The sequence below is a fragment of the Acinetobacter sp. LCT-H3 genome (assembly GCF_001866125.1).
GTDB lineage: Bacteria > Pseudomonadota > Gammaproteobacteria > Pseudomonadales > Moraxellaceae > Acinetobacter > Acinetobacter schindleri.
Genome location: NZ_MODX01000045.1, coordinates 1 through 11196, shown reverse-complemented (window position 1 = coordinate 11196; position 11196 = coordinate 1). Strand labels below are relative to the sequence as shown.

10 protein-coding genes are annotated in these 11196 nt (G+C 41.2%); 9 read left to right on the top strand and 1 reads right to left on the bottom strand.

Going from position 1 to position 11196, the window contains the following annotated elements:
• The coding region (locus tag BK820_RS15540) for a hypothetical protein (protein WP_171260622.1) at positions 1–919 on the top strand (919 nt) is incomplete at its 5' end.
• A 41-nt stretch (positions 920–960) separates the two neighbouring features.
• Here the strand turns inward: BK820_RS15540 and mnmG are convergent.
• The gene (mnmG, locus tag BK820_RS14325; protein ID WP_071321282.1) at positions 961–2841 is read right to left on the bottom strand and encodes a tRNA uridine-5-carboxymethylaminomethyl(34) synthesis enzyme MnmG; all 1881 of its coding nucleotides are present in this window, start codon (positions 2839–2841) and stop codon (positions 961–963) included.
• A 265-nt stretch (positions 2842–3106) separates the two neighbouring features.
• Here mnmG and BK820_RS14320 point away from each other — a divergent pair, with 265 nt between their 5' ends.
• From BK820_RS14320 to purD, 8 genes are all read left to right on the top strand, one after another.
• The gene (locus BK820_RS14320) at positions 3107–3451 is read left to right on the top strand and encodes a hypothetical protein (protein WP_004894381.1); all 345 of its coding nucleotides are present in this window, start codon (positions 3107–3109) and stop codon (positions 3449–3451) included.
• Between the two features lie 126 nt (positions 3452–3577).
• On the top strand, positions 3578–4468 hold the full coding sequence (locus BK820_RS14315; protein WP_071321281.1) for a bile acid:sodium symporter family protein: 891 nt from the start codon (positions 3578–3580) through the stop codon (positions 4466–4468).
• An 81-nt stretch (positions 4469–4549) separates the two neighbouring features.
• Positions 4550–5437 (top strand): bile acid:sodium symporter family protein, encoded by an 888-nt coding sequence (locus BK820_RS14310; RefSeq protein ID WP_071321280.1) that lies wholly within the window; start codon positions 4550–4552, stop codon positions 5435–5437.
• A 134-nt stretch (positions 5438–5571) separates the two neighbouring features.
• Positions 5572–6474: a 50S ribosomal protein L11 methyltransferase gene (gene prmA / locus BK820_RS14305; protein WP_071321279.1), complete on the top strand. Its 903-nt coding sequence runs from the start codon at positions 5572–5574 to the stop codon at positions 6472–6474.
• Between the two features lie 14 nt (positions 6475–6488).
• Complete coding sequence (locus BK820_RS14300; RefSeq protein ID WP_071321278.1) at positions 6489–7367, top strand: DUF3426 domain-containing protein; 879 nt, start codon at positions 6489–6491, stop codon at positions 7365–7367.
• 400 nt (positions 7368–7767) lie between these two features.
• Positions 7768–8037 (top strand): DNA-binding transcriptional regulator Fis, encoded by a 270-nt coding sequence (gene fis, locus BK820_RS14295; protein WP_001086304.1) that lies wholly within the window; start codon positions 7768–7770, stop codon positions 8035–8037.
• A 94-nt stretch (positions 8038–8131) separates the two neighbouring features.
• Positions 8132–9706: a bifunctional phosphoribosylaminoimidazolecarboxamide formyltransferase/IMP cyclohydrolase gene (gene purH / locus BK820_RS14290; RefSeq protein WP_071321277.1), complete on the top strand. Its 1575-nt coding sequence runs from the start codon at positions 8132–8134 to the stop codon at positions 9704–9706.
• 127 nt (positions 9707–9833) lie between these two features.
• Positions 9834–11117, top strand: a complete 1284-nt coding sequence (gene purD / locus BK820_RS14285) for a phosphoribosylamine--glycine ligase (RefSeq protein ID WP_071321276.1) — start codon at positions 9834–9836, stop codon at positions 11115–11117.
• The last annotated feature ends 79 nt before the right edge of the window (positions 11118–11196 follow it).

Below are 11196 nucleotides of genomic sequence, written 5' to 3'. Positions count from 1 at the left end.
TTTGATTTATGAAAGAGATCTTTTAAACACAAACCCTAGTCTATTTATTGGATATAGCGGCAATGCTGATGAATTTTTCCCTTTACTTAAAGCTAAATATTCAGAGCAGCATCGTCTTATATGGACTGGAAGAAAAGAAAATATTGATGATATAGAGGCAAATTCTGTAAAAGATTTCCTAAAGGAGAACAGTAATCTAACACATTACATTGGTAATATTGATGCTGACCATTTTTTGATTCAGCTTGCTAAAGAATTAGAATGTTTTCCACCCAAACTATTTTTAAATCCCTATACCTTTTTAACAGCGCAGCTTAGTCAAGTACAGCCCTATCCACTCGGTGACAACTTAGACATTCTACAAAATCTAAGGGAACATCTAATTGAACGCGGAAGCAAATCATTAATAACTAGCTTATATACTGTATTTATACATAAATTTCCCTCTAAAGAATCTACCTCTGGTCTTAATCCCAAAATGATTGATGAAATTGTTTGGGCATACGATCAGCAAGCCAGAGACTTATATTTAGAAAATAAAATTAAAGAATGTTTTGCTCTTTATGAATGTGCATTAAAAATCAATAACCAAAATTGGGTTTGTTTAAATAATTATGCTATTAGGCTCATTGCATATTCTCAAAAAACACAAAATAAGGAACATTTAGATAAAGCATTAAACTTATTAAAAATTGCCTTAAAAATAGATCCTGATCGGACATTTACATTAGCAGTTCACCATTGTATTAAAGGCGATAAATACAAAACCAACCAGAACCTTATGCGAGCTTCTAATAAATATAGCTATCCCTCTCTAGAAGAATTCGAAAATATTTTTAACTCTAATAATTATCACGATACTGAATGGTATCAATACATTATACAAGAACTTAAACAGCACGACTATTTGCCATTTTAAATAAAAAAACCCGCATTAAGCGGGTTTTTTTATTCAAAATCTTAAGCAGATTTTTTCGTTTGAGCGTTCTTACGAATTGTAATCATTACCAATTGAACTGCCGCAGGTGTTACACCTGGAATACGACTTGCTTGCGCAAGTGTTTCTGGACGTACATCTTTTAACTTCAAGGTAATTTCACGAGAAAGACCTGAAACGATGTCATAGTTAAAATCATCAGGAATCTTGGTTTCTTCCAAACGTTTCATTTGTGCAACGTCTTGATGCTGACGGTTAATATAACCTTCGTATTTCACCGCAATCTCAATTTGGTCGCCTACTTGCGCAGACACTTCTGAACCCGTCAACTCAGCAATTTGAGCAAAGGTAATGTTCGGACGTTTTAACAAATCAATCGCTGAACATTCTTTAGAAAGGTCTGCACCTGTCATCTCAACGAATTTTTTACCCATTGGATTGTTTGGTGCTGCCCAAAGATGTTGTAAACGACCTGTTTCACGTTCAACCGCTTCCATTTTCTCGCAGTAAGCCGCCCAACGCTCATCATCCACCAGACCCATTTCACGACCGACTGGTGTTAAACGTTGGTCTGCATTGTCTTCACGAAGCATTAAACGATATTCCGCACGTGAAGTGAACATACGGTACGGTTCTTTGGTACCTAAAGTGATCAAGTCATCAACCAATACACCCATGTACGCTTCATCACGTTTTGGTGTCCATTGCTCTTGATCCCACGCACGACGTGCTGCGTTCAAGCCTGCAAGTAAACCTTGCGCACCTGCTTCTTCATAACCTGTTGTACCGTTGATTTGACCTGCAAAGTACAAGTTATTAATCGCTTTGGTTTCCAAAGTGAATTTCAACGCTTGCGGGTTGAAGTAATCGTATTCAATCGCATACCCTGGACGAAGAATGTGTGCATTCTCCATACCACGGATTGAGCGCACCAATTCAAACTGCACATCAAATGGCAATGATGTTGAAATACCATTTGGATACAACTCGTGCGTATCTAAACCTTCAGGCTCCAAGAAGACTTGGTGAGAGTCTTTATCGGCAAAACGATGAATCTTGTCTTCAATGGATGGGCAGTAACGTGGACCGACACCTTCAATCACACCGGTATACATTGGTGAACGGTCTAAACCACCACGAATAATGTCATGGGTTTTTTCATTTGTATGCGTAATGTAGCAGTTCACTTGCTCAGGGTGCATAGATGCATCACCCATGAACGACATGGTTGGAGATGGGAAATCACCCGGCTGCGGCGTCATCACAGAAAAATCAACTGAACGCGCATCGATACGTGGGGGCGTGCCTGTTTTTAAACGACCGACTGGAAGTTGAAGTTCACGTAAACGATGCGCCAATGAAATTGATGGTGGATCGCCTGCACGACCACCACTTGATTTTTCAAGACCGACGTGAATCACACCACCCAAGAATGTACCCGCAGTTAACACCACAGTTTTCGCATCAAAGCGAATACCCATTTGGGTCACTACACCTTTAACGGTATCGCCTTCAACAATCAGGTCATCTGCTGCTTGCTGGAAGATGTCCAGATTCGCCTGGTTTTCTAGAGTTTCACGAATGGCCGCTTTATAACGTACACGGTCAGCCTGCGCACGAGTTGCACGAACTGCTGCACCTTTACGTGAATTCAGAATACGGAATTGAATACCGCCTTTGTCAGCAGCAAGTGCCATTGCACCGCCCAAGGCATCAATTTCACGCACCAAATGCGATTTACCAATACCACCGATGGCTGGGTTACAGCTCATTTGCCCTAAAGTCTCAATGTTATGAGTTAAGAGTAAAGTCTGTCGACCCATACGCGCCGCAGCCAATGCTGCTTCCGTACCTGCGTGACCGCCACCGATCACAATGACATCGTATACTTTAGGATAGTGCATAGTGGTATTTGAGAGATTAAAAAAGGATAGCCGAAGATTATAGCAAAAATTGCAGAATAGTTGACAAATTCAGTGGAATTAATTCAAGGTCACCCTATCGTATTTTTATAAACCTTCTTAATTGTCACTTAATCTTTCATTTTTTAGCAAAACACCGATAAATCAATACATAGAGCTTGTATTGGTTACCTGATCGCAATTGTATGCAGCTGAGTATTTTCTAAGATGTAAATTTGACGCCACACGAAGAAAAAAGGTGAAATAAATGGATAAGAAAATATTATTTTCAATAATGCTCGGTGCACTATCAGTAACAGGCATGGCAACTGCAAATGATAAGGTTGCTAAAGTTTACAATCCAGATTTGTATCAAAAAGTCTGTAAAGGCAAATCAGCTGGTGATGCCGTAACTTTTGCTCATCGTGGTATTATCTGGAACGGAACCTGTGAACCACAGTTTTTTTCCAACTCTAAAACAGCCTTAATGGGTGATGAAGCTGAAATTTACAGTGCTTGTCAGGACGCTTCTGGAAACACCACAACCACCGTTAATGGTCAGGAAATTAGTGGTAAATGTGCCTTGGGCTTCACTCCTCCTCGACCTAAATAAACCTCTTTGAAGTGATAAAAGAATAAATGGGCAAAATTGAGGTTTTGCCCATTTTCTATTGATTATTTAATAATTTACGTTAAACTTAATTTAAAAATGAAGATCCAATAATAAAAAGGACATTCTATGGATTCGGTATTTTTTGTTTTTTTATTGCCGGTACTGCTGGCAATTTTAATGATGGGGTTAGGACTTGAATTACGCGTCAAGGATTTTATTCGTGTACTCAACTATCCTAAGGTCATTTTTATTGCCTTATTTATCCAGCTGATCCTGTTGACCAGTCTGGCTTTTCTGATTTGTATCATATTGGATTTGCCGCCGCTACTGGCTGTGGGTTTAATGCTGCTGGCAGCCTCTCCGGGTGGACCAACGGCCAATCTGTTCAGCTACCTATATAAAGGTGATTTGGCGCTCAACTTCACCCTGACTACAATTAATACTTTTATATCGATCTTCACCCTGCCTTTTATTGTTAATTTATCCTTACATTTTTTCCTGGGCAGTGACGATACCATTACCATGCCAGCCATGAAGATGGTTCAGGTATTTTTTATCATATTATTTCCTGTTATCTTCGGTATGGCATTACGGGCTAAATTCCCAAGGCTCACAATCACTGTCAATCGCTCAATGCGTATTTTCGCTATTGGCTTCCTCATTGCATTATTTGTATTTGCAGTCGTACGCGAACGCCATAATCTGATGGAATATTTCAATAGCATCGGAATCGCAACCGTAATTTTTGGCTTTTCCAGCCTGTTTATTGGTTATTGCCTACCTTTACTGCTTGGTATTCCAGACCGTCAGGCACGTGCTTGTACCTTTGAGGTGGGCATTCATAATACCGCTGTTGCCATAACTATCGCTATTACCGTATTAGGCAATAATACTATTGCCATCCCTGCGGGTATCTATACTATTGTCATGTACACTCTTGCCACCTTTTTTGGCATTATCCTGAGCCGTCAACGCATCATTTATCAGAAATCTAAGCATCGTTTATCAGATTTGTAAACACGCTATGTAAACCATAATTTCCTCTGTATGCTGGACTTAAAAATAGATAAAAAAGACATTTAAATAAGGAGTATACAGATGGATTCTGGCTTTATTACCATATTGTTACCACTGGCTTTAGCGATCATTATGATGGGGCTTGGACTTGAACTTACCCCACGTGACTTTAGCCGAGTGACCCGCCATCCCAAAGCTGTACTCATCGCACTTTTCTGTCAGCTGGTTATCCTAGTGGGAATCGCCTTTGCACTATGTAAACTACTAGCTTTACCACCACTGTTATCAGTCGGTTTGATGCTCTTGGCTGCTTCTCCAGGCGGTGCCACAGCCAACCTGTTTAGCTACCTATTCAAAGGTGATCTGGCGCTGAATATTACTTTAACAGCAATCAACTCAGTCATTGCTGCAATTACCCTTCCTTTAATTATTAACTTCTCAATCTTGCACTTCATGCAGGATAGTCAGCAAGTTGGCCTGCAATTTGGCAAAATTCTGCAGGTCTTTGCGATTATTCTGATTCCAGTTGGGATTGGCATGCTGATTCGTCATTATGCACCAGGTGTGACAGCAAAACTGAATCGACCACTGCGGATTTTTGCTATTACTTTTCTGGTTCTTATTATTGTCGCAACCATTGTGAAGGAACGTGCCAATATCAGTGAATATCTGACTCAAGTCGGACTGGCAACTGCCTTATTCTGTATCCTAAGCCTTGGCATCGGCTATCTGGCCCCACGACTTCTTAACATTAATAGCGCTCAAGCCCGCGCCAGTGCTTTTGAAATCGGTATTCATAACAGCACCCTTGCCATGACCATTGCCCTGACTGTGATTGGCAGCTCAGCAGTAGCAATGCCAGCGGCAGTTTATTCTATTTTTATGTATATATTTGCTGCAATTTTTGGCACTTTACTGAATCGGCTTGCACCGCTTCAGGTACAAAAACCCCTGACAAATCTAGATTAGATACAGTCTAAAACCTTTAAAAGGATGTCTCAGGCATCCTTTTTTTATTTACACCTGCACAGCAATCTAGCCGCACAAAAACCGGAACTTCCGTTACAATAGCTTTTTGAAAAGATATACATAAGGTTATTTCTGTGAAGTGGTTACAAATTCATATTACGGTTGATCAGGCTCAGGTTGATTTCACTGAAACATTACTCAGCTCGCTGGGTGCGGTGAGCGTGACGCTGGATGATGCTGAAAATCAGGATTTACTTGAACCACTTCCAGGTGAAACACCGTTGTGGAATAAAGTGATTGTTACCGGTATTTATGCACAAGAAGAGGGCGAAGAAATCGATGTCGACGCACTCGAAACCTTTATTCGTGCACAAATGCCTGAAGCGCCTATCCGTCATGAATTTCTGGAAGATCAAGCTTGGGAACGCACCTGGATGGATGCTTATGAGCCAATTCAGATTTCTGATAAGTTCTGGATTGTGCCAGAATGGATGGAACCACCGGAAGCAAATGCAGTAAATATCAAGCTCGATCCAGGTCTGGCTTTTGGTACAGGCAACCATGCCTCTACTTTCCTTTGCCTGCAATGGCTGGGAAAAACAGATCTCAAAGACAAAATCGTCATTGACTATGGCTGTGGTTCAGGCATTTTGGCTGTTGCTGCCCTGCTACTTGGCGCGAAAAAAGCATATGCAACCGATATTGATCCACAAGCAGTCTTGGCCACCCAACAAAATGCTGAACTCAATGGTGTACTTGATCGGCTTTATGTAGGTTTACCGGAAGAATTTAACGAAGAGCTTGGTGCAACAAAAGCAGATGTTTTCGTTGCTAATATCTTGGCAGGTCCACTGATGATGCTTGAACCGCACTTTGCAGAATTGGTAAAAGCTGAGGGTGAATTTGCACTTGCGGGTGTTATTGAAGAACAAGTTACTGATGTTACTAGCATTTACTCTAATCATTTTGATATATTAGAAGTAGCGAAGCGTGATGAATACTGGTGTCGAATTTCTGGTAAACGCCATAAGAATTAAATAAGCGTGAATGTATGAGTGATAAACGAACCCTCTGCCCGACTTGTTCCACAATCTACAAAGTAACGGTTGCTCAGTTAACCATTGCTCAGGGTATGGTTTGTTGTCCCAAATGCACCACCTCATTTAATGCACTTTCTTATCTGGTGACCGAACCTCAGCCTTCGGCCACTGGCACCCCCCCTGAAGCTAATGTTGAGTCTCTTAGTCCAGCTCAACCTACATCACAATTTGATGCAGACTTATATAACAGCAAGATTTCTTCTCGCCTCAACAATCTTTTACATATTTTTGATGAAAAAGTTGAAAACTCGAATATTGATCTCAAAACCTATTTGAATAATCTAAACTATTTTAGTACCGAGCCCATCAGTGCCCTTCCAGCCATGAACTGGGAAGAAGATACAGATGACAGAAGTCAGCGCTCTATCTTGCAATATATTGGCTGGACAGCAATAAATGTATTGTTACTCGGCATATTAGTTTTTCAGTTCTTCTGGTTTAATCCACAGTACTTAAAGAATAGTCATGTGATGGGTACAGCGTTTAATGCTGTTTGTGATGTATTCAACTGTTCTAATATGGAAGAGCATTACGATCTGATTAATACCAAAAATGTTAAAGTCACGGCATCAGATTCGAAGCAAACCCGATTTACAGGTGAACTGATCAATTATCATGATCGCAGCCTGGCCATGCCAGTTTTGCGTCTCGACTTAAAAGATAATGGGGTGATTACTGCTTCCTATACGCTTTCACCTTCAGAATACCTGATTGAAAGTTTAGTGAGCATCCAGCGTATTCCAAAAAATAGTCCTTTTAAATTCGACTTTCAGGTTCCAGTCAAGCGAAAAAGTTTCGATAGCTATAGTTTAGAAATAATTCGTCCTTGATATTGAAAAAAACTATCAAAAAAGATAAAAAAACTAAAAAAAAATGCAGTTTTCTTGCTCACTTTTTTGTAGACAATGGTATTATACGCGCCACGAAAGCTATGTGCTGCCAACTCTTCGCTAATTTTTCACAACAAATACAGTCTTGCTAATGCGCTCTAACACTTATTGCGTATCATGCAGATTTTTTTGTTTGATTTTTGGTCGGTAACAAAAATTTAACAATTGTTACGCTTATATTTCGACCAACTGGCTGAGATGTGTCAAGCTACATGCTCAATGTAATGACCATGTTTTAGAGCTTCTGTTTTAGGATCTAAAACAGAAGCTCATTTAATTTATAGACCACTTTTATATATCACTTTACCCAAGTGGTATTTGATTTTTCGGATTAATTCGCATGAATAGCAAATCTCCTATTTTTACTGCACAATCTGATGTCGCTCTTCGTATTCACGTAGATCGCGCAGTTCGCCACTATTTTGCACAACTGCAAGGCGAGCAACCTTCTCAGGTGTATGACATGGTGCTGGCAGAAATGGAGAAGCCTCTTCTATCTGTAGTTCTAGAATATACGCGTGGTAACCAGACCCGCGCTGCTGAAATTCTCGGCTTAAACCGCGGTACTTTGCGTAAAAAGTTAAAAGCACACGGTTTAATGAGTGAATAAATGATAAAATGCTTGCGTTAATCGCAGGCATTTTTTTTGACTGTAAATTAGCTATTTAGATTTAATCTGTTCCTTGGTAACTGTGACGAAGATCATGACTATTAAACGCGCTTTAATCTCTGTTTCCGACAAAACCGGTATTGTCGAATTTGCACAAAACCTTGCTGCTCTAGGGGTAGAAATTTTATCTACTGGCGGTACATATAAATTGTTGAAAGACAATAATATCGCTGTAGTTGAAGTTTCAGAGCACACTGGTTTCCCAGAGATGATGGACGGCCGTGTTAAAACACTACATCCAAAAATTCATGGCGGCATTCTGGCCCGTCGTGGTCTAGACGAAGCAGTGATGGCTGAACACAACATCGATGCGATCGATCTTGTTGTTGTTAACCTGTATCCATTTGCTGCGACTGTAGCAAAACCAAACTGTTCACTTGCTGATGCGATCGAAAATATCGACATCGGTGGTCCAACTATGGTTCGTGCTGCTGCAAAAAACCATGCTTCTGTCGGTATCGTAGTGAATGCATCTGATTACGTAACGGTAATTGCTGAGCTTAAAGCTGAGGGTGCTTTATCTTATGCAACCCGTTTTGACCTGGCAGTGAAAGCATTTGAACATACTGCGCAATACGATGGTATGATCGCATCTTACTTAGGCGCGCGCGTAGGTGTCGAGGAAGGTCAGGCTGACAAATTCGCGCGTACTTTCAATACACAATTGAACAAAGCTCAAGACTTACGTTACGGTGAAAATCCGCATCAGTCTGCTGCATTCTATGTAGATCCAGCTGCAACTGAAGCTTCTGTTTCAACTGCAAAACAGTTACAAGGTAAAGAACTCTCTTATAACAACATTGCGGACACAGACGCTGCACTTGAATGTGTTAAATCATTTGCGAAGCCTGCTTGTGTCATCGTTAAACATGCCAACCCATGTGGCGTTGCAGTTTCTCTAGACGGTATTCAAGCAGCTTATGATCTTGCGTATGCAACAGATCCTGAATCTGCATTCGGCGGGATCATTGCATTCAACCGTGAATTAGACGTTGCAACTGCACAAGCCATTGTTGATCGTCAATTCGTTGAAGTGATCATTGCACCGAGTGTTGCTGAAGGCGTTCTTGAAGTAACAGGTGCGAAGAAAAATGTACGTGTACTTGTATGTGGCGAACTCCCAGCAATCGATGCGCGTCAATCGCAACTTGACTACAAACGCGTAAACGGCGGTTTGTTAGTTCAAGATCAAGACTTGGGCATGATCACTAAAGATGACCTTAAAGTTGTGACCAAACGTGCGCCGACTGAACAAGAAATTGATGACATGATCTTCGCTTGGAAAGTGGCGAAATACGTGAAGTCTAACGCGATTGTTTATGCCAAAAACCGTCAAACGATCGGTGTCGGCGCTGGCCAAATGAGCCGTGTCAACTCTGCCCGTATTGCTGCAATCAAAGCTGAACATGCTGGTTTAGTGGTTGAAGGTGCGGTAATGGCATCTGACGCATTCTTCCCATTCCGTGATGGTATTGATAACGCTGCTAAAGCGGGTATCAAATGCATTATCCAGCCGGGCGGTTCTATGCGTGATGAAGAAACAATTGCTGCTGCTGATGAAGCTGGCATTGCAATGGTGTTCACTGGTATGCGTCACTTCCGTCACTAATTAATTTTAAATCCTCCCTAGCCCTCCTTAATAAAGGAGGGTTTTCTATATCATAGTAGAGCGAAGGGAGTCCCCCTTTTATCAAAGGGGGATTTAGGGGGATTCTATTTCAGAAGGATTTTTTTTAATGAATATTTTAGTTTTGGGTAATGGTGGTCGTGAACATGCACTTGCATGGAAAATCGCACAAGATGATAAAGTCGCAAAAGTATTTGTAGCACCGGGTAATGCAGGTACTGCAACAGAAAATAAATGCGAAAATGTTGCCTTAAATATTTTAGACAATGCTGCGATTATCGACTTTGCAAAAAGCAATGCAGTTGAACTTGTCATTGTCGGCCCTGAAGCACCACTTGTGAATGGTGTGGTTGATGCTTGCCGTGCAGCTGGTGTAAAAATTTGGGGTCCAACGCAGTTTGCTGCACAGCTTGAAGGCTCTAAAGCTTTTGCCAAGCACTTCTTAAAACGTCACAACATTCCAACTGCTTTCTACGACGTGTTTACTGAAGTAGATGCCGCTAAAGCATTTGTAGAGAAAAATGGCGCGCCAATCGTGATCAAAGCCGATGGTCTTGCTGCAGGTAAAGGCGTAATCGTTGCCATGACCAATCAAGAAGCATTTGCAGCAATTGATGACATGCTTGCAGGTAACAAGTTTGGCGATGCAGGTTCTCGCGTTGTGATCGAAGAATTCCTTGCTGGTGAAGAAGCATCATTCATTTGTATGATCGATGGCGACAACATCTTGCCAATGGCAACATCTCAAGACCATAAGCGTATTTTTGAAGGTGACCAAGGTCCAAACACTGGCGGTATGGGTGCTTACTCTCCTGCGCCTGTGGTGACGGCAGACGTTTTTGAAAAAACCATGAATGAAGTGATGCGTCCTACTGTTGAAGGTATGAAAAAAGACGGTCATGTTTATACAGGTTTCTTATACGCAGGTTTGATGATTGATGAACAAGGTCAACCTAAAGTAATCGAGTTTAACTGTCGTTTTGGTGACCCTGAAACTCAGCCAATCATGATGCGTTTAAAATCATCATTAGTTGATTTGGTTCAAGCAGGTATCGAAGGTAATCTTCCTACGGAAGCTGAATGGGATGAACGTAAAACTGTCGGTATCGTGCTTGCATCTCGTGGCTACCCTGAAACGTCTAGTAATGGCGATGTGATTTCAGGTTTAGACACTGAAATGGCAGATGCGAAAGTGTTCCATGCAGGTACGAAAGCACTTGAGAATGGCGACATTGTGACTGCTGGCGGTCGTGTACTTTGCGTGACTGCACTGGGCGATACAATTGGTGAAGCGCAAGCAAAAGCGCTAGAGCTTTGTGAAAAAGTAACGTTTGATGGTGTTCAATATCGTAAAGATATTGGTTACCGTGCGATTGCACGTGAAAATGCTTAATTCAGTTTAAGCATTAAAAAAACCCCGCTGAGTGCGGGGTTTTTATTTATATAATTTCTAGAGCCTGTAAATAATTTTG

Excerpts from the sequence above, each read along its gene's own strand:
- mnmG (WP_071321282.1), bottom strand. The coding sequence starts at position 2,841 with ATGCACTATCCTAAAGTATACGATGTCATTGTGATCGGTGGCGGTCAC.
- BK820_RS14320 (WP_004894381.1), top strand. The coding sequence starts at position 3,107 with ATGGATAAGAAAATATTATTTTCAATAATGCTCGGTGCACTATCAGTA.
- BK820_RS14315 (WP_071321281.1), top strand. The coding sequence starts at position 3,578 with ATGGATTCGGTATTTTTTGTTTTTTTATTGCCGGTACTGCTGGCAATT.
- BK820_RS14310 (WP_071321280.1), top strand. The coding sequence starts at position 4,550 with ATGGATTCTGGCTTTATTACCATATTGTTACCACTGGCTTTAGCGATC.
- BK820_RS14300 (WP_071321278.1), top strand. The coding sequence starts at position 6,489 with ATGAGTGATAAACGAACCCTCTGCCCGACTTGTTCCACAATCTACAAA.
- fis (WP_001086304.1), top strand. The coding sequence starts at position 7,768 with ATGAATAGCAAATCTCCTATTTTTACTGCACAATCTGATGTCGCTCTT.
- purH (WP_071321277.1), top strand. The coding sequence starts at position 8,132 with ATGACTATTAAACGCGCTTTAATCTCTGTTTCCGACAAAACCGGTATT.
- purD (WP_071321276.1), top strand. The coding sequence starts at position 9,834 with ATGAATATTTTAGTTTTGGGTAATGGTGGTCGTGAACATGCACTTGCA.